Raw genomic sequence first — 17,801 nt, 5'->3', positions numbered from 1 at the left:
CGCCACCCATCGTATGTTCAACTGCGAAACAAAGTCTCCCCGCTGCGGTATTCCGGGAGGTTACGGTGTGGTGACCTTCACACGGGCGGCGACCGGCAGGTGGTCGCTGGCGGTGCGCGGCAGCGTCCACGAGGTCACCGGCTCGACGCCCGTCACCATGATCTGGTCGATGCGGGCCATCGGGAACGACGCGGGCCAGCTGAACCCGAAGCCGCTGCCCGCCGCGCCCTGCGCCGAGCGCATCTGGGAGGTGACGGCGTTCAGGGAGCGGTCGTTCATCGTGCCGTTGAGGTCGCCGAGGAGGATCTTGCGGGTCAGGCGGTCGGCGGCGATGGCCTCGCCGAGCGCGTCGGCGCTCTTGTCGCGCTGCCGGGCGGTGAACCCGGCCTGGAGCTTCACCCGCACCGACGGCAGGTGGGCGACGTAGAAGCCGACCGGGCCCTCGGGGGTGGCGGCGGTGGCGCGCATGGCGCGGGTCCAGCCGAGCTTGATGTCGACCGACCGGATGTCGCTCAGCGGGTACTTGCTCCACAGCCCGACCGTGCCCTGTACCGAGTGGTAGCGGTACGTCCCCGCCAGCGCCTTCTCGTAGACCGGCACCGCCGCCTCGGTCAGCTCCTCCAGCGCGACCACGTCCGCGCCGGAGGCGGCCACGTCACGGGCGGTGCGCTCGGGGTCGGGGTTCTGGGCGTTGACGTTGTGGGTGGCCACCGTGAGGTCGCCGCCCCCGCCGGTCTTGTCGCCGATCAGCCCGCCGAAGAGGTTCAGCCAGACCGCGACGGGGAGGATCAGCGCGATCAGCGCGGTGGCCGACCGGCGCACCAGCGCGAGGACCAGCAGCAGCGGGACGAAGACGCCCAGCCAGGGCAGGAACGTCTCCGTCAGACTGCCGAGGTTGCCGAAGCGGTTGGGGATGCGGGAGTGCAGCAGCATCACCAGGGCGAGCAGCAGCGCGAGGGCGGCGACGACCAGGCCGCGGCGCCAGATCCGCCGGTCGCCGCGCCAGCCCGACGGCAGGCGGCTCGCCAGCCGTTCGAGCAGGCGACGGAACCGGGCTCCCCGGTGCTCGGGTCCCGAGCCTCCGTTGTCCGTCTCCGTCACGTACGCCTGCTGCGCCATACCGTCGCCTCACTACTGCCGTGCACACCGTCTCCCCCGTGTGGGTACGACCCTAGGGGATGATCGGTTCCGATCCCGCCGTCCCATGACGGCCCGACGGGCACGAGGACGAACGGAGCGGCGCGCGGGGTTCCGGCTGCGGCCGGTCCGTAGGGGTCTGTGACGAAACGCGCATATTCACGGGTGTGTTCGGCGCCCCTCCGCGGGCGCGGCGCTCTCCGGCGGGACGTTCTCCGGCAGGGTGCTCACCGACGGGGCGTTCTCCGCCGGGGCGTTCTCCGCCGGGGCGTTCTCCGACGGGGCGACAGGCCGCAGGCCGTCGAGCAGGGTGTCGACGATCTGCTCGGCGAGGCCTTCGGGCAGTTCGGCGTCGGGGCGGAGCATGGCGCGCACCAGCATGGGGCCGACGAACACGTCGTTCAGCAGGTCGATGTCGACGTCGGCGCGGAGTTCGCCGTTCAGTTGGCCGCGGCGCAGCACCTCGATGCCGAGGGCGCGGCGGGGCACGATGACGGTGCTGTGGTAGGCCGCCCAGATCCGCGGGCTGCTCTTCATCTCGGCGTGCACGGTGCGCAGGATGGCCGAGGAGCGGGTGGCGAGGCCGCGCAGCCGCAGCGACTCCAGCATGACGACGAGGTCGTCGCGCAGGGAGGTGCCGGGGAGTTCGAGGTCGTCGGGCTCGGCGGCCCGCAGGACGTCGACGAAGAGTTCCTCCTTGCCGCTCCAGCGGCGGTAGATGGTCGCCTTGCCGACACCGGCGGTGCGGGCGATCCGCTCGATGGACAGCTCCCCGAGCGGTACGCCCTCCTCCAGGAGTCTCATCGCCGCCTCGACGATGGCCCGTTCCACGCTCTCGCTGCGGGGTCGCCCCCGGACGGGCTGCTCCGCGGCCGACCCGGTGCCGGCTGTCGTCGTCACGTCCGCTCCTCGTCTCGCCTCGTCACTCCGTCGTACGGTCCCGCCGCCGTACGGGCCTACGGGTCGTACGGGGCGACGGGTCGCCGCCTCCCGCAGGACCCGTAGGCCCGTACGACCCGTACGACCCCTACGGGAGGCATTCTCCCCGACGCTCCCCCGGAGCCGCGCCGACCGCTCGTACGGCTGCGGGCTCCGGCCGCTACGCCTGCTCGCTGCGCACCAGTTCGTCCTCCGTGGGGCTGGTCGGGGCCGGTTCGTCGCGGCCCGGGAGGAACAGGACGACGACGAGCGCGCCGATGAGGGCCACGCCCGCCCCGCACAGCGCGGTGACGTGCATGGCGTGCAGGAAGGCGTCGTTGGCGGAGCCGACGAGGGCCTCGCCGCGCGGGCCGAGCCGGTCGGCGACGCCGAGGGTGGCCTCGATGGACTCGCCCGCGGTGTCGCGCAGTCCGGCGGGGAGGACACCGAGCTTGCCCTCGATGCCGTTGCGGTACGCCGTGGACAGGACGGAGCCGAGGACGGCGATGCCGAGCGCGCCGCCGAGCTGGCGGAAGGTGTTGCTGAGGGCGGACGCGGAACCGGCCTTCTCGCGGGGCAGCGCCTGCATGATGACGACGCTGGTCGGGGTCATGATGTGGGCCATTCCGGCGCCCATGCCGAAGAAGACGACCTCCAGGACCCAGATCGGGGTGTCGGCGTCGAAGGTGGCGAACGCGGTCAGGGTGGCCGCGATGAGCAACATGCCGCCGGTGGTTGTGGCGCGGTTGCCGAAGCGGTTGACGACGAGCCGGGCGCGGGGCGCGAAGATCAGCTGGGCGACGGCCAGCGGCAGCAGCAGGAGGCCGGTCTCCAGGGGCGAGTAGCCGCGCACGCTCTGGGTGTAGAAGACAGAGAAGAAGGTGACGCCCATGAGGGCGAAGAAGACCAGGGCGATGGCGCCGATCGCGGCGGAGAACACCTTGTTCTTGAAGTAGGTGACGTCGATCGACGGGTGGTCGCTGCGCTTCTCGAACAGGACGAACGCGGCGAGCACCACGAGCCCGGCGATGATCGTCACCAGGACGGTCGGGTCGGTGAAGTCGGCCAGTTCGCCGCCCTTGATGATGCCGTAGACCAGCAGGACCAGGCCGACGACGGAGAGGACGACGCCGACGGGGTCGATGCGGCCGGGGTTGGGGTCGCGGGAGTCCGGGACCAGCCAGATCATCAGGGCGATGGCGATGATCACGATGGGCACGTTGACCAGGAAGACCGAGCCCCACCAGAAGTGGTCGAGGAGCAGACCGCCGGTGATCGGGCCGATCGCGATGGCGAGGCCGACACCGCCCGCCCAGATGCCGATCGCCTTGGGCTGCTCGTCGCGCTCGAAGACGTTCATCAGCACGGCGAGGGTGGCGGGCATCACGAAGGCGGCGCCGAGCGCCATCAGCGCGCGGAACGCGATGAGCTGGGCGGGTGACCCGGACTCGGCGGCGAGCAGGGAGCCGATGCCGAACACGGCGAGGCCGCCGAGGAGCACCTTCTTGCGGCCGAGCCGGTCGCCGAGGAGCCCGGCGGAGAAGAGCAGGCCCGCGAAGACGAGGGTGTAGGAGTTGATCGCCCACTCCAGCTCGCTCTGGGTGGCGCCGAGGCCGGTGGGTGCCGGGGTGGAGATCGTCTTGATCGCCACGTTCAGGATCGAGTTGTCCAGCACCACGATCAGCAGGCTGAGCATCAGCGCGCCGAGGATCGCCCAGCGACGCCGGTGCACCGCCTCGGGTATCCGGGGGGCTGCGGGGACGGCAGGAGTGGTCATGCCCTCCAGCCTAGGCCCATTTCGATACGAGACCGTCTCGTATCGAAAACCTTGCTGAGGCTTTACCCACACCGGGCGCCGTGCTCCGGGGGCGCTCTGGCCCTCCCCGGGGCGAAGTGCCACCATGGGAAACGGTCCGGGGACGCACTGAGGGCGCCTCGAGATGACGTAAGGAGCCGTACCCATGACGCAGCTTTCGGCTGCCCAGAAGCAGTCCTCCGACGGCAGCAAAGCGCTGTACGGGGGCAAGGGCACTCGCCGCATCACCGTCCGTGACATCGCCGCCGCCAAGGAGCGCGGCGAGAAGTGGCCCATGCTGACCGCGTACGACGCGATGACCGCGTCCGTGTTCGACGAGGCCGGCATCCCCGTCCTGCTCGTCGGCGACTCGGCGGGCAACTGTCACCTCGGCTACGAGACCACCGTCCCGGTCACCCTGGACGAGATGACCCTGCTGTCGGCGGCCGTCGTGCGGGGCACCCGGCGCGCCCTGATCGTCGGGGACCTGCCGTTCGGCTCGTACCAGGAGGGGCCGGTGCAGGCCCTGCGCAGCGCCACCCGGCTGGTCAAGGAGGCCGGGGTGGGGGCCGTGAAGCTGGAGGGCGGCGAGCGCTCGCACCGGCAGATCGAGCTGCTGGTGGAGTCCGGCATCCCGGTGATGGCCCACATCGGCCTCACCCCGCAGTCGGTGAACGCCATGGGCTACCGGGTGCAGGGCCGGGGCGAGGAGGCCGCGGCGCAGCTGCTGCGGGACGCCAAGGCCGTGCAGGACGCGGGCGCCTTCGCGGTCGTCCTGGAGCTGGTCCCGGCCGAGCTGGCCGCCGAGGTGACGCGGGTGCTGCACATCCCGACCGTCGGCATCGGCGCGGGCGCCGAGACGGACGCGCAGGTCCTGGTCTGGACGGACATGCTGGGCCTGACCGGCGGCCGGATGCCGAAGTTCGTCAAGCAGTACGCGAACCTGCGGCAGGTCATGGGCGACGCGGTGAAGGCGTTCGCGGAGGACGTCACCACCGGGACGTTCCCGCAGGAGGAGCACGCGGTCCACTAGGGCACGCGGCCCTACGGGGGCAGGACCCCGTAGGACCCGTACCTCCACAGAGCCATCTCCGCACCCCGGGCGGCCCGCCGATCTTCCCCCGTCGGCGGGCCGCCCCCTTTCCCGCGCGACGCGTGCCGGTGACCGGCTTCCCTGGCCGTGTGCCGGTGACCGACAGACGGCCTGTGAACGGCTGACAGGCGGCCTGCACGCATCCCGCACCCCATGTCGGTCGGCTGTCGGCGATATGTCGGTGAGGGCTGGCACTGTCTACGGCATGACACGCATCGACAACACCCCGGGCGGCGCGAGCGGCGCCGTCACCGTGCGGGGGCTGGTCAAGCACTACGGGGAGACCAAGGCGCTGGACGGGGTCGACCTCGACGTGCGCGAGGGCACCGTGATGGGCGTCCTCGGGCCGAACGGCGCCGGCAAGACCACCCTCGTCCGCATCCTGTCCACCCTCCTGGTCCCCGACGCGGGCACCGCGACCGTCGCGGGCTACGACGTCGTCCGCCAGCCGCGCCAGCTCCGCCGGGTGATCGGCCTCACCGGCCAGTACGCGTCCGTAGACGAGAAGCTCTCCGGCTGGGAGAACCTCTACCTCATCGGCCGCCTCCTCGACCTGCCCCGCCGGGACTCCCGGCTGCGCGCCGACGAGCTGCTGGAGCGGTTCTCGCTCACCGAGGCGGCCAGGCGGCCCGCCGCGACGTACTCCGGCGGCATGCGGCGCCGTCTCGACCTCGCCGCGTCCATGATCGGCCGCCCGGCCGTGCTCTGCCTGGACGAGCCGACCACCGGCCTGGACCCGCGCACCCGCAACGAGGTGTGGGACGAGGTCAAGGCGATGGTCGGGGACGGGGTGACCGTCCTGCTCACCACGCAGTACATGGAGGAGGCCGAGCAGCTCGCCTCCGAGCTGACCGTCGTGGACCGCGGCAAGGTCATCGCGGGCGGCCGGATCGACGCGCTGAAGGCCAAGGTGGGCGGCCGGACCCTGCGGGTCACGCCCACCGACCCGCTGCACCTGCGCCCGCTGGCGTCCGCCCTGGACGAGATGGGCATCACCGGCCTCGCCGCCACCGTCGTGGACACCGAGCGCGGCTCGGTGCTGGTGCCCGTGCTCAGCGACGAACAGCTCACCGCCGTCGTCGGCGCCGTCACCGCGCGCGGCATCACGCTCGCCGGGATCACCACCGAACTGCCCAGCCTGGACGAGGTGTTCCTGTCCCTCACCGGGCACCGCGCGAGCACCCCGCAGGACACCGTGCCCGCCCCGACCCGCGAGGAGGTCGCCGTATGAGCGCCACCACCGCCCCGTTCGCCCCGGCCGACTCCAAGGTCACCGACGCGCCCATCCCGCTGCGGGCGCACCTGCGCCACACCGGCGCGCTGGTCCGCCGCAACCTGCTGTGGATCCGCCAGGACCCCGAGTCGATGTTCGACGCGATCCTCTTCCCGGTCGTCTTCACCCTGCTCTTCGTCTACGTCTTCGGCGGCTCCATCGGCCAGTCGCTGGGCGGCGGCCAGGAGGAGTACGTCCAGTACGTCATCCCCGGCCTGCTCGCCATGATGGGGATGAACATGGCGCAGGGCGTCGGCACCGGCTTCAACCAGGACTTCAACTCCGGGGTGATGGACCGTTTCCGGTCCCTGCCCATCGGACGCGGCTCGGTGCTGTTCGCGAAGATCGCGGTCGAGCTGATGCGGATGCTGTTCGCGACGGTGGTCCTGATGGTCGTCGCGCTGCTGGTCGGCTTCGAGATCACCAGCTGGACCGGTCTCATCGCGTCGATCGGCCTGTCGGCGCTGTTCGGCTTCGCGCTGATGTGGGTGTTCCTCACCCTCGGCGTGGTGATGAAGAACGCGCAGTCCGTGCAGGCGATGGGCTTCCTGGTGCTGATGCCGCTCCAGTTCGGCTCGTCGATCTTCGCGCCGACCGCGTCGATGCCGGGCTGGCTGCGGAACTTCACCTCCGTCAACCCGCTGTCGGGGCTGGCCGACGCCGCGCGGGGCCTGATGATCGGCGGCCCGGTCGCCCACGGTCTGTGGGTGACGCTGGCCTGGTCGGTCGGGCTGACCGCGGTGATGGCGCCGGTCGCCATCCACAAGTTCCGCACCAAGAGCTGACGCGGGCGACGGCGGGCATGCGCGCCGGAACCCGGCCGTCCGCGTACGGCGTCGGTCAGACCAGGGCGGTGGCCTCCTCGTACGAGAGGCCGCCGCCCTCGGCGTACGCGGCGGCGTAGGCCTCCTCGCCGAGGGCGGCGCGGGTGCGGGCCACGGCGAGGGTGTGGGTCTCGCGCTCCATGCGCGGGGGCACGTGGGCGGCGGGCAGCAGCGCGTCCCCGGCGCCCAGACAGCGGGCGGCGGCCTCGGCCCTGGCCAGGAAGCCGGTCCCGTCGGAGGCGTCGTGGCCGTCGGGGGCGGTGTCCTGGCCGTCGGCGGAGGCGTGTTGGCCGTCGGCGGCAGCGCCGTCCTCGGCGGCGAGGGCCGCCGCGGCGATCGCCAGGTAGAAGGACCGCATGTGCGGGGCCATGGCCGTGGCGAGCGGGTCCCCGGCCCGCAGGAGGGCCTGGCGGACGAGGGTGAGGGCCTGTGCGCGCCGCCCGTCGACCACGCACAGCCAGGCCTCGGCGCCGAGGATGAAGGCGTCGAAGACGACGAAGTGGGCGGTGCCGAACTCCTCCTTCAGCAACCTCATCTGTTCGCGGGCCTCGGCGAGGCGGCCGGTCATGGCGAGGTGGCCGGTGAGGAAGAGGCGGGCGGCGGGCATCGCCTCGTTGGCGGCGTGGCCGGGGCGTCCGATGACCTCGCGCAGGACGCGTTCGCCGCGTTCCTCGTCGCCCGACTCCAGCAGCGCGCTGCCCAGCCGGGCACCGAGGACGTCCAACTGGGTGCGGGCGCCGAGCCGTTCGGCGTGCGCCATGGCGTCCTCGTAGTCGGCGGCGGCCTCCCGGTAACGGCCGAGGCGTTCGCCGGACTCGGCGCGCGCGGACAGCGCCTCGGCCACGCCCCAGGCGTCGTCCATGCGGCGGAAGATCTCCAGGGCCTCCTCCGCGTCACGGGCGCCTGCGGCGGCGCTGTCGGAGCGGTTGGCGTGCAGGTTGGCGCGCAGTTGCAGGCAGACCGCCAGCTCGTACTCGAAGCCCGGAGTGTCCCGGCAGGTACGGACGTTGGCGTCGGCGAGGGCGATGATGCGTTCCGCGTCGCCGCTCATCATCACGGCGTAGAAGGAGAGTTGGCCGGGGATGCGGCAGGCCTGGGGGAGGCCGGGGGGATAGGCGGCGGAGATGGCGCGGAGTCTGGCCTGCGCCTCGGGGGTCTGCCAGGCGTCCAACTCGGTGTCCATGCAGGCGAGATGGGCGAGATGGACGCCGCGCCGGGCCTCCTGGAGGAGTTCGCCGGTCATCGGGGGCGGGGCGTCGATGCAGTTCTCCCACAGGGGCTGCGCGGGGGTCAGCGGCTCGGCGAAGGGGTCGGGGCCGAGGGACATGACCTCGCGGCACCAGGTGCGGGCCTCGATGCGCAGGTCGCGCATCTGCCAGTACAGGACGAGGGAGAGGGCGAGGCAGAGCGCCTCCTGCTCGTCGCGGGCGGTGACGGCGCGGCGCAGCGCGGTGCGGAGGTTCTCGTACTCCAGCTGGAAGCGGGCGATGGCGGCGAGTTGCCCGGCTCCGCGCAGCGACGGCTCGGTGGTGCGGGCGAGTTCGCGGTAGTACGTGAGGTGGGCGCGCTCGGCAGCGGGGCGGGCGCCGGAGGCGTCGAGGCGTTCGGCGGCGTACTCGGCGACGGTCTCCAGGAGCCGGTAGCGCATGGCGCCGTCGGCGGTGGGGGCGGCGACGACGAGGGACTTGTCGACGAGGGAGCCGACCGCTTCGAGGGCGGCGGGGCCGCAGACCGCCTCGGCGGCGGCGAGGTCGCAGCCGCGGGCGAAGACGGACAGGTGGCCGAGGACGGCGCGTTCGTCGGCGTCGAGCAGGTCCCAGGACCAGTCGACGACGGCCCGCAGCGTCTGCTGGCGGGGCAGGAGGGTGCGGCTGCCGGAGGTGAGCAGCCGGAAGCGGTCGTCGAGGCGGTCGGCGATCTGGCGCGGGGTGAGCATCCGCAGCCGGGCGGCGGCGAGTTCGATGGCGAGGGGCAGCCCGTCGAGGCGGTCGCAGATCTCGGCGCAGGCCTCGCGGTCCTCGTCGACACGGAAGCCGGGGCGGACGGCGGCGCCGCGCTCGGCGAGGAGGCGGAGCGCGACCGGGGCGGGCAGGGGTTCCACGGGGCGCAGCACCTCGCCGGGCACGCCGAGCGGTTCGCGGCTGGTGGCGAGGACGGTGAGCCGGGGGCAGCGGCGCAGGAGTTCGTCCACCAGGCGGGCGGCCGCGTCGACGACGTGCTCGCAGTTGTCGAGGACGATCAGCATGCGGCGCCGGGAGCAGTGCTCGACGAGGCGGTCCACGGGGTCGTCGTGCCGCTCGGACGCGGCCCGCAGCTCCTCGGCCCCGGCGCCGTAGAGGACGGTCTCGCGGGCGCCCACGGCGGTGAGGACGGCCTGCGGTACGGCCTCGGGGTCGGCGACGGGCGCCAGCTCGGCCAGCCACACGCCGTCGCGGGCGGCGTCGCCGACGGTCTCGGCGGCCTCCTGGGAGAGCCGGGTCTTGCCCGCGCCGCCGGGTCCGAGCAGCGTGACCAGGCGGGCGGTGGCGAGGTCGTCCCGGACGGCGGCGATGTCGGCCTCCCGGCCGACGAAGGAGGTGAGCCGGGCGTGGAGGTTGCCGGCCACGGGGGCGGCGGCCCGGTCGGTCGCGGGGCTCGGGGCGGGCCGGCCGGCGGCGGGGGCGGCGCCGTTGTCCCGCGCGGCGCCGTTGTCCCGCGCGGTGGCGAGGACGGCGAGGTCGCCGGGCGCCGGGGCGAGCAGTTCGGCGTGCAGGGCGCGCAGTTCGGGCCCCGGGTCGGAGCCGAGCCGGTCGGCGAGCACCTTCCGTACGTCCTCGTAGGCGGCGAGGGCCTGGGCGGGGCGGCCCGCGTCGCGCAGGGCGCGCAGGCGCAGCGCCTGAAGGGGCTCGTCCAGCGGGTGGGCGCCGCACAGGGCGGTCAGCTCGGGCAGGGACTGCTCGGCGCCGCCGAGGGCGAGGGCGGCGGTGTGCCGGGCGCGGACGGCGTCCAGGCGGCGGGCGGCGAGCCGGGCGGCCTCGGCGCCGCGGTCGGGGAGGTCGCTGAGCGGCGGGTCCTGCCAGAGGGCGAGGGCGTCGTCGAGGAGAGCGGCGGCCTTGGCGGGGTCGCCGTCGGCGAGGGCGCGCAGCCCGTCGGCGGTGAGCCGTTCGAAGCGGTGCAGGTCGACGGCGTCGGGCGGGGCGGCGAGCCGGTAGCCGCCCTCGGCGGACTCGACGGCGTCCGGCCCGAGGACCCGGCGCAGCCGCCCCACCAGCGCCTGGAGCGCGCCGGGGGCGTCGGCGGGCGGGTCGCCGCCCCACACCTCCGCCACCAGCAGTCCGGCGGGCACGGTCCGGCCGGCCCGCAGCGCCAGGACGGTCAGCAGGGCACGCAGCCGCGCCCCGCCGACCGGGACGGGCGTGCCGTCGGTCCGGAGTGCCTGGGTGGTGCCGAGGATGCGGTAGCGCACGGGGTCCATTGTCTCCGGTGGGATCGGGGCGGGTCACGGGGTTCGGGCGGCGGGCGCGGCGGGGTCCGCCGCACGGGGGGGGCGGCCGACCCCGTGGGAGCGTCCTGCGGGGGGTCCGCCCCCCTAGGGATAGGGGCGCCCCCTTGTCCCCCTCGGATATCCCCCTCGGACATCCCTCTCGGACATCCCTCTCGGTACGCCCGTACCCGGGCAGCGCGAACCGGCGCCCCCGTCGGGGCGACGGGGACACTCTGCTAGGAACCGATGCCCCCGCGCGAGACGTTTTCCCCGTACGCCCCGTCCACCCGGTACGGTCGGGCAGCCGGACACCGGTCCCGACCGTACCGGTGACGGCCCGGTCCCGACGTGGGGACCGCCCGGTCCCCGACGACAGCCACCTGGAGCCCCGCCCCATGACCACCGCCCTCTCCCGCCGCAGCGACCGGCGGATCAGCCCCGTCTTCCTGGGCATCCTGGCCGTCACCGCGGTCACGGGCTGGGCCACCTGGACCGGCTTCGCCGAGCAGCCCGGAGTGGCCGTCTTCCTCTTCGTGACCGGCGCCTGGGTCGTCTCCCTGTGCCTGCACGAGTACGCGCACGCGCGCACCGCCCTGCACGGCGGGGACATCTCGGTCGGCGCCAAGGGCTACCTGACGCTGAACCCGCTCAAGTACACGCACGCCCTGCTCAGCATCGTGCTGCCGGTGATCTTCGTCATCATGGGCGGGATCGGCCTGCCCGGCGGCGCGGTCTTCATCGAACGCAACCGGATCAGGGGCCGGTGGCGGCACAGCCTGATCTCGGCGGCGGGCCCGCTGACGAACGTCCTGTTCGCCGTGGTCTGCACGGCCCCGTTCTGGCTGGGCGCGCTGGACGGCGTCCCGGCCGACTTCCGCTTCGCGCTCGCCTTCCTGGCCCTGCTCCAGGTGACGGCCGCGATCCTCAACTTCCTTCCGGTCCCGGGCCTGGACGGCTACGGCGTGATCGAGCCCTGGCTGTCGTACAACGTACGCCGCCAGGTGGAGCCGTTCGCCCCGTTCGGCCTGCTGTTCGTGTTCGCCCTGCTGTGGGTGCCGTCGGTGAACGCGGTCTTCTTCGACGCGGTCGACGCGGTCCTGCGCGGCCTGGGCATCGAGGACGTGGACACGTACTGCGGCCAGTCCCTGTTCCGCTTCTGGCAGGGGACGGACGAGTTCTGCTCGGTGGGCGGGTGAGGCGGGCGCGGCCCGACCACCCGCGCGGACACGGAGCCGCCCCGCCCCCGCCGTGTGACGGGCGACGGGGAGACGGGGTGGTCGGGTCGTCGTCGGACCCGGTCTAGGCAGGGGGTGCGCTGACCCCGAAGTGCGTGATGCGGTGCGTCCGGAAGCCTTGATGGCCGTCGTGCTTCCCGGCGTGGCGCCTGGCACACTCGACGGGGTCCAGTCCCTCGACCAGGCCGCCCCGCACCGGCTCCATGCGGACGCAGCGGGAGCACTCGACGTAGACGGTGGCGTCCAGCCGGTCCAGATCCGCCGCTGTCGACACCTCGGCGAACGGCGCCGTGTTCACCCGTCCCTCCTGCGGGCCCGACGCTCCGCCTTGAGGCGCTCGTCGCGGGTCGCCCGGCGCATGAGACCGACCTTCACGGACCACTCGTAGCCACCGCCGACGGGCCGCAGCCACGCCTCGCCGTCGATGACGGTCTGGAAGGTGCCGAACCGGTCCCGCTCGGTGTCGACCACCAGGGTGCCGACGTCGGGCAGTCGCCCCCTTCCGGCCGTCACCGCGACGCCTCGTGCCGGTCGTTCTTGTGCCGGGTCAGCTCGACGACGAGGTCGGACGACCTGGAGGGGTCGTACGCCTCGCTGCCGGGCGTCGTGGCCCGCACCCACTACCGGTCCAGGTCCGCACACAGCCGACATCCCGGAACGGGGGTGGGACGGGAGAAGACGCGGTCGGTGAGGCCGACCGGCACGTCCACCACCGACCCACCGGCAACGCGCACCTCGCGCGGCCGACCGGCTCGTACAGTCGGGGTGACCAGTAAGACCGTTGACCGGTGGGTGGCGGACCCCAGTCGGGTTCCCCATCCCCGCACGCGGGACGACATAGCGCAGGTGTGGGGAGTGAGTCCGGACGTGCTGTGGCCCAAGGCGATCCGTAGCGCTGTGAAGACGGGGCACGACCGGGAGATCCTTGCGTCGTACCCGTACCGGAACGCATGCCCCACGTCGGTGTGGGCCCGTCTCATCGACGGGTCCTCGAAGTCCCTCACCTTCGCGGGGTACACGAACTACTTCCTGTGGCAGGAACACCCGCGGCTCGGTGAGCGTCTGGCGGCGAAGACGGCGGCCGGCTGTTCCGTCCGCTTCCTCGTCGGCGACCCCGCGTCCGACGTCACCCGGCGCCGCGAGGAGATCGAAGACGTCCCGCTGACGGTGAGCACCCGCATCCGCATCACGCTGGACGCTCTGGGGAAGATCGGCGACAGCGGCATCGAGACACGGTTCTCCGACGGCCACATCGCGCTGTCCGTCTTCCTCTTCGACGACGACATGCTCGTGACGCCGCACCTGTCCAGCCTGTTGGGACACGAGTCCCCGATGCTGCACCTGCGGCGGCTCGGCGAGGACGGGCTCTACGACCGATTCGCGAGCCACGTCACGGCGCTGTGGAACGAGGGGCGCCCGGCGGCGTCACAGTAGGGCTGTCGAGCAGGTCCAGGGGGCCTCATCCGAGCGCGTCGACGGCCGCGGAGATGCGACTCCGCGCGTCAGCGCCGTAGACCGCGAGCGCGGCCATCTCTTCGAAGGCGCGCGTGTAGTGAGCCAGCTCGCCGGGGGCCGTCACCGTGACCGCCGCCGTGAGAAGTTCGACGTGGACGCGCTGCGCGTCGAAGAGCGTGAACGTTTCCAGCGTCCACATCCCCCGCTGACGGCCTCCGGGAATGACACCGACCGACACGGAGGGCAGTGCCATGGCGGAGACGAGGGACTCCAGCTGACCGGCCATCGTGGCGGTGTCACCGACGACGTGGTGAAGGACGCTCTCCTCAAGGACGATCCCGAAGCGGTGGTCGCCTTCACGAATGATCCGGGACCGCTCGATCCGCGCCGCCGCGGCGTCCGTCACGTCATCAGGCGTGCCGTGGACCCGTGCGATGTCTCCGAGCAGCGCGGAGGCGTACTCGTAGGTCTGGAGGAAGCCGGGGACGACCGTCGAACTGTAGACGCGGAACATGCGTGTGCGCTCGTACAGGGGCACACGGGATTCCTGAAGTCGCCGTAAGCCGGAACGCTGCACCCGGCGCCATTCGAGATACATCGAATCGGCGTTTCGCGTGGCGGCGAGAAGATCAGGAACACGGTCGTCCGCGCCGCACGCGGCGCACCAGGCGCGGATGTCGTCGTCCGACGGGGGCGTCGTGGCGCTCTGCAAGCGGGACACCTTCGATGGGTGCCAGCCGGCCCGCGCGGCCACCTCCCTGCCCGTCAGGCCCGCGTCCCGCCGGATCTCGCGGAGCTGCTCCGCCAGTGCGCGACGGGTGGCGTCGAGCCGTGCTGACGGGTAGGGGCGCTCTCGCATCGGCCCTCGCGCTCGGATCTCGCCAGGCAGTGGTCCTGCCGGTCCCGGAGTTCTTCCCGAGCGAGCGTAGAGCCGTGGCGGGCCTCTCATGGCGCGCGTTGCACGAGGTTCTACGCGACGTACGGCGGCCGACCGCGCGCGAGGTCACACCATGAGCGACGTCAGCCGATAACCGACCTGCTGCCTCGCCCCGCCGACGTCAGTCCCAGATACAAGCGGTGTGCCGATCTCTCACGCGCGTAGGGCCTGAGGAATCCGTCCCGGGCGGAGTGAAAACCAGCCCGGGACGGAACCGCACGGACGCGACAGGAGCCGGGGAGAAATCGGCCGACCTCATATCAACCTCCACCACTCCGCCCCCGTCGCGTCCACCGCAGGCGACGCACGAGCCTCGGCCGCGGGTCTAGAAGGGGTGTTCAGACGCCGAAGTTCGTGATGCGGTGCGTCCGGAACCCCCGATGGCCGTCGTACTTCCCGGTGTGACGCCTGGCCCACTCGACCGGGTCCACGCCGCCGACCAAGCCGCCCCGCACCGGCTCCATGCGCACACAGCGGGAGCACTCGACGTACACGGTGGCATCCAGTTCGTCCAGATCCGCGGTCGTCGCCACCTCGAAGAACGGGGCCACGTTCATGCGCCCCTCCTCTGGCTCCCGCGCTCGGCCTTCAAGCGCTCGTCGCGGGTCGCCCGCCGCATGAGGCCGACCTTCACGGACCACTCGTAGCCACCGCCGACGGGCCGCAGCCACGCCTCGCCGTCAATGACGGTCTGGAAGGTTCCGATCCTGTCCCGCACGGTGTCGATGACGAGCGTGCCGACGTCGGGCAGTCGCCCGGCCCCGGCGCTCACAGCGACACCTCATGCTTGTCCTTCTTGTGCCGGGCCAACTCGATGACGAGATCGGACGACTTGGAGGGGTCGTACGCCTCACTGCCGGGCGACGTGGCCTTGACCCACTGCCGGTCCAGGTCCGCACACAGCGGACATCCCGGTACGGGAGTGGGACGGGAGAAGACACGATCGGGAAGGTTGACCGGTCCGTCCATGGTCGTCCTCGGTAATGCCACCACTGCACCTCCGCAGTTCACGTTGCCGTCGAAACGGATACTCACGCGCCACAAGGGACGTTCTGGACCAGGACTCGTGAGGGGGGCCTCACAGCGCTCACGCCGCTGATCCGCCCAGGTCGGCCACGGCCGGAGCGACCCGGCGGAGAACCGACCGCTCACACGCACCGGGCGCTTCATGTCCCCTGTCCGGTGTCCTTCTTCCGCTGTCATCCCTTGGTGGTCCGTGCTCGCACCAGGCAACCGCCCGACCACGCACAGCGGTACCGTGGGGAAGAGGGCGGCACTTAAGAGTTTTAAGAAGCCATGGCACGGGAGTTGGGGCGAGTGACACCACAGCCGAACACCGGACTTGAACGCCTGTACCACGAAACCGGTTGGACCCTGCGGCAGTTCGCGCGGGAGATCAACCGCTTAGGAACGGAGCGCGGAACACCCCTCCGATATCGAGAACCCTCGGTACATCAGTGGCTGAGCGGACATCTTCCAAAGAAATCCGTTCGGCCTCTGATCCTGGAAGCGCTCGCCAGGAAACTGCTCCGCCCCGTCACACACACCGAGGCGGGTTTTCCGTCGCTCCCGAAAGAGCCGGACAGCCCCCCGACCACCGTGGAGGGGCTGATCGACCTCGGGAGTCAGGACATGGACCCCTCCCGCCGCAGCGTCCTGGGCGCGGGACTGTTCTCCGTCGCACTCACCGTCCCCGGTTGGCAGGACGTGGTGGGACGCATGGAGGCTTTCAAGAAGAATCCGAAAGTACGCATCGGCCAGTCGGAGGTCCAGGCGGTCAGGGCGATGACGGAACGCCTTTCGGATCTTGATGATGATTTCGGCGGACGCTATGCGCGCCCCATGGCGGCAGCCTTCCTGGTCAACACCGTGACTCCCTACCTCAACGCGGACACGTCCAGCGAGACGCAGGAGTCCATGCTTTCCGCCGCCGCGTTCCTCTGTTATCTGACCGGTTGGATGGCGGTGGACGAGGGAGCGCACGGGAGGGCGCAGCAGTACTACGTGAAAGCCCTTGAACTCGCGGGCGCGAGCGGGGACCACAACACCTACTGCCATGTCCTGCGCGGCATGTCGGTACAGGCCGCGAACCTCGGGCATGGAACACCGGCAGCGAGGCTCGCGAACGCGGCGGCGGAGGCGGCGCCGGATTCCACTCCCCGGATGCGAGCCTTCATGGCCGGGCAGCAGGCCCACGCCTACGCTCTCGCAGGGGAGAAGACGAACGCGCTCATCAGCCTTCGTGAGGCAGAGCGGGCGGTCAACCAGGCGGAGAGCCAATTGGGAACCTTCGGCGGTTTCAGTTCGGCCACTCTTGCGTACTCCACTGCGGAAGTCCGATATTCCTTGGGCGACGTAAAGGGAAGCGTCGAATCCCTGCACGACCACTTCCGTCTGCGGGATTCAACGGACATGCAGCGGAGCAAGCTGATCTTCAGCTCCCTCCTCGCCGAGAGGCAGCTGGAGATTGGTCACGTGGAAGCCGCGTGCTCCACGTGGAGCACCGTCCTCGACGAGTATCCAGCGATTCACTCGGGGAGAATCGACGGGCAGGTGAGAAAAATTCCCTCACTTCTTTCTCCGTATCGCAGAAATTCGCTTGCCCGGCACACAGTAGAGCGGGCGATCTCGTTGAGCGGGAAGTAAAGCCCCCACTCCTTCACATCGAAGGGGCTGGATTTCGTACACCGCCCCGGCCGGGCCCCGTCTCGGCCTGTGACGCTTCTCGACCGGCAAAGAATTCCGCACGTCCCGATCCAGGCGCTCCCGCTCGCTCGTGGAGAGTCCGACGAGTGCCCTCTACGTCGAGGACACTGCGGAGGAAGCCAGTACGGGTCGGCCTTCGAACGCTTGCGTGCGTCCGCCCTCCCGTTCGACTAATCGGCCGACCTCAAGGGAACGACTGAAGGACAGCATCCAGTGAATAAGAGGATCATCACCGACGCCTCTACGACCGGCTTCGTGTGGACGAAGTCGTCGTACAGCGGGGGTAACAACAACTGTGTGGAGGTCGCTCACGGCATCCTCCCCGCGGCCCTCCCTGTCCGTGACAGCAAGACGCCCGCCGGTCCGGCGATCGTCTTCGGCTCCGACGCCTGGACCGGGTTCGTCGACGCCCTGAAGCTCGACGTCTGACCGACCTGCTTCTGCATGTGACCAACCCCCCGCCGGCTCGCCCGGCGGGGGTTCCGCCGTACGCGGCGTCGGCCGGGTGACCTACCAGTCCACGGCGCTTCGTCCAAGCGCGTCGAAAGCCGCGGCGATGAGGCTCCATGCGTCATTGCCGGAGACGGGAGAGCGGTCAATTCCTCAAAGGAGTGGGCGTATTGGGCCCGTTCGCTGGGAGTCTTCACGGTGAGCGCCGCCGTGAGAAGGCCGTCCGGTCGGCAGGGTGATCACGTCAACGGCACGCCCGACCGACTTGCCTCCGCACCCATCACAGGCGCTCACGCGACGCGCGGCGGCCGACCCCTGAGCGACGTCAGCCCGTCACCGACCGGCGGGCCCGTTCGCGCTTGATGTAGTACCAGGTCATGTTGGAGGACAGGCCCGCGAGCAGCACCCAGACGACGCCCAGGAAGCTGCCCTGGGTGAAGGAGACGACCGCGGCGGCCACGGCGAGGAGGCAGACGGTCAGGGTGTAGACGGCGAGGCGGGGCATGGGCGGGGGC

The 17,801-nt window shown here is 71.5% G+C and carries 17 protein-coding genes and 1 pseudogene; 7 read left to right on the top strand and 11 right to left on the bottom strand.

The window, feature by feature from the left end:
• Nucleotides 1-60: 60 nt before the first annotated feature.
• From ACIQPQ_RS03545 to ACIQPQ_RS03535, 3 genes and pseudogenes are all read right to left on the bottom strand, one after another.
• Entirely contained in the window at nt 61-1,119 is a 1,059-nt protein-coding gene (locus tag ACIQPQ_RS03545) for an endonuclease/exonuclease/phosphatase family protein (RefSeq protein ID WP_383771548.1), read from the bottom strand.
• A gap of 297 nt (nt 1,120-1,416) precedes the next feature.
• Nucleotides 1,417-2,037 (bottom strand): annotated as a pseudogene (locus ACIQPQ_RS03540) (TetR/AcrR family transcriptional regulator); the annotation flags it as partial.
• Nucleotides 2,038-2,236: 199 nt separating this feature from the next.
• On the bottom strand, nt 2,237-3,832 hold the full coding sequence (locus ACIQPQ_RS03535) for a DHA2 family efflux MFS transporter permease subunit (RefSeq protein WP_401299158.1): 1,596 nt from the start codon (nt 3,830-3,832) through the stop codon (nt 2,237-2,239).
• 184 nt (nt 3,833-4,016) lie between these two features.
• Here ACIQPQ_RS03535 and panB point away from each other — a divergent pair, with 184 nt between their 5' ends.
• The 3 genes from panB (at nt 4,017) to ACIQPQ_RS03520 (ending at nt 7,001) form a co-directional block, all read left to right on the top strand.
• Nucleotides 4,017-4,883 carry a 3-methyl-2-oxobutanoate hydroxymethyltransferase gene (gene panB / locus ACIQPQ_RS03530; protein ID WP_401299155.1) on the top strand — a complete coding sequence of 289 codons (867 nt, stop codon included), beginning with the start codon at nt 4,017-4,019 and terminating at the stop codon, nt 4,881-4,883.
• 265 nt (nt 4,884-5,148) lie between these two features.
• On the top strand, nt 5,149-6,174 hold the full coding sequence (locus ACIQPQ_RS03525) for an ATP-binding cassette domain-containing protein (protein WP_401299152.1): 1,026 nt from the start codon (nt 5,149-5,151) through the stop codon (nt 6,172-6,174).
• Nucleotides 6,171-7,001, top strand: coding sequence for an ABC transporter permease (locus ACIQPQ_RS03520; RefSeq protein ID WP_401299150.1), 831 nt, complete (start codon nt 6,171-6,173; stop codon nt 6,999-7,001). The genes ACIQPQ_RS03525 and ACIQPQ_RS03520 overlap by 4 nt, the downstream gene beginning before the upstream one ends.
• Before the next feature lie 55 nt (nt 7,002-7,056).
• Here ACIQPQ_RS03520 and ACIQPQ_RS03515 read toward each other — a convergent pair whose 3' ends face one another.
• Nucleotides 7,057-10,494: an AfsR/SARP family transcriptional regulator gene (locus ACIQPQ_RS03515; RefSeq protein WP_401299147.1), complete on the bottom strand. Its 3,438-nt coding sequence runs from the start codon at nt 10,492-10,494 to the stop codon at nt 7,057-7,059.
• 404 nt (nt 10,495-10,898) lie between these two features.
• Here ACIQPQ_RS03515 and ACIQPQ_RS03510 point away from each other — a divergent pair, with 404 nt between their 5' ends.
• Nucleotides 10,899-11,699 (top strand): site-2 protease family protein, encoded by an 801-nt coding sequence (locus tag ACIQPQ_RS03510; RefSeq protein WP_401299144.1) that lies wholly within the window; start codon nt 10,899-10,901, stop codon nt 11,697-11,699.
• Nucleotides 11,700-11,802: 103 nt separating this feature from the next.
• On the opposite strand, the gene ACIQPQ_RS03505 is transcribed toward ACIQPQ_RS03510, so the two are convergent.
• Both ACIQPQ_RS03505 and ACIQPQ_RS03500 read right to left on the bottom strand, forming a co-directional pair.
• On the bottom strand, nt 11,803-12,036 hold the full coding sequence (locus ACIQPQ_RS03505) for a hypothetical protein (protein WP_401299141.1): 234 nt from the start codon (nt 12,034-12,036) through the stop codon (nt 11,803-11,805).
• Nucleotides 12,033-12,251 (bottom strand): hypothetical protein, encoded by a 219-nt coding sequence (locus ACIQPQ_RS03500; protein ID WP_401299138.1) that lies wholly within the window; start codon nt 12,249-12,251, stop codon nt 12,033-12,035. The genes ACIQPQ_RS03505 and ACIQPQ_RS03500 overlap by 4 nt, the downstream gene beginning before the upstream one ends.
• Nucleotides 12,252-12,593: 342 nt before the next feature.
• On the opposite strand from ACIQPQ_RS03500, the gene ACIQPQ_RS03495 reads away from it, so the two are divergent.
• Nucleotides 12,594-13,172 (top strand): DUF5919 domain-containing protein, encoded by a 579-nt coding sequence (locus ACIQPQ_RS03495; protein ID WP_401299135.1) that lies wholly within the window; start codon nt 12,594-12,596, stop codon nt 13,170-13,172.
• Nucleotides 13,173-13,197: 25 nt separating this feature from the next.
• Here ACIQPQ_RS03495 and ACIQPQ_RS03490 read toward each other — a convergent pair whose 3' ends face one another.
• The 4 genes from ACIQPQ_RS03490 to ACIQPQ_RS03475 all read right to left on the bottom strand — a co-directional run bounded on the left by ACIQPQ_RS03490 (nt 13,198) and on the right by ACIQPQ_RS03475 (nt 15,099).
• Nucleotides 13,198-14,052, bottom strand: a complete 855-nt coding sequence (locus ACIQPQ_RS03490; RefSeq protein ID WP_401299133.1) for a helix-turn-helix domain-containing protein — start codon at nt 14,050-14,052, stop codon at nt 13,198-13,200.
• 416 nt (nt 14,053-14,468) lie between these two features.
• Complete coding sequence (locus ACIQPQ_RS03485) at nt 14,469-14,687, bottom strand: hypothetical protein (RefSeq protein WP_401299130.1); 219 nt, start codon at nt 14,685-14,687, stop codon at nt 14,469-14,471.
• Nucleotides 14,684-14,902 carry a hypothetical protein gene (locus tag ACIQPQ_RS03480; protein ID WP_401299127.1) on the bottom strand — a complete coding sequence of 73 codons (219 nt, stop codon included), beginning with the start codon at nt 14,900-14,902 and terminating at the stop codon, nt 14,684-14,686. Before ACIQPQ_RS03480 ends, ACIQPQ_RS03485 begins: the two co-directional genes overlap by 4 nt.
• Nucleotides 14,899-15,099: a hypothetical protein gene (locus tag ACIQPQ_RS03475; protein WP_401299124.1), complete on the bottom strand. Its 201-nt coding sequence runs from the start codon at nt 15,097-15,099 to the stop codon at nt 14,899-14,901. Before ACIQPQ_RS03475 ends, ACIQPQ_RS03480 begins: the two co-directional genes overlap by 4 nt.
• Nucleotides 15,100-15,426: 327 nt before the next feature.
• Between ACIQPQ_RS03475 and ACIQPQ_RS03470 the strand changes: the two genes are divergently transcribed.
• Both ACIQPQ_RS03470 and ACIQPQ_RS03465 read left to right on the top strand, forming a co-directional pair.
• A complete protein-coding gene (locus ACIQPQ_RS03470) occupies nt 15,427-16,776 on the top strand; it encodes a tetratricopeptide repeat protein (RefSeq protein ID WP_401299122.1) in 1,350 nt (449 codons plus the stop codon).
• 273 nt (nt 16,777-17,049) lie between these two features.
• Nucleotides 17,050-17,265, top strand: a complete 216-nt coding sequence (locus tag ACIQPQ_RS03465) for a DUF397 domain-containing protein (protein ID WP_401299119.1) — start codon at nt 17,050-17,052, stop codon at nt 17,263-17,265.
• 346 nt (nt 17,266-17,611) lie between these two features.
• Here the strand turns inward: ACIQPQ_RS03465 and ACIQPQ_RS03460 are convergent, their stop codons facing one another.
• Entirely contained in the window at nt 17,612-17,791 is a 180-nt protein-coding gene (locus ACIQPQ_RS03460) for a hypothetical protein (protein WP_383771525.1), read from the bottom strand.
• Nucleotides 17,792-17,801 lie beyond the last annotated feature (10 nt).

It is taken from the genome of Streptomyces sp. NPDC091281 (assembly GCF_044757425.1).
Taxonomy (GTDB): Bacteria; Actinomycetota; Actinomycetes; order Streptomycetales; family Streptomycetaceae; genus Streptomyces.
This window is presented reverse-complemented; position numbering and strand designations above follow the sequence as displayed.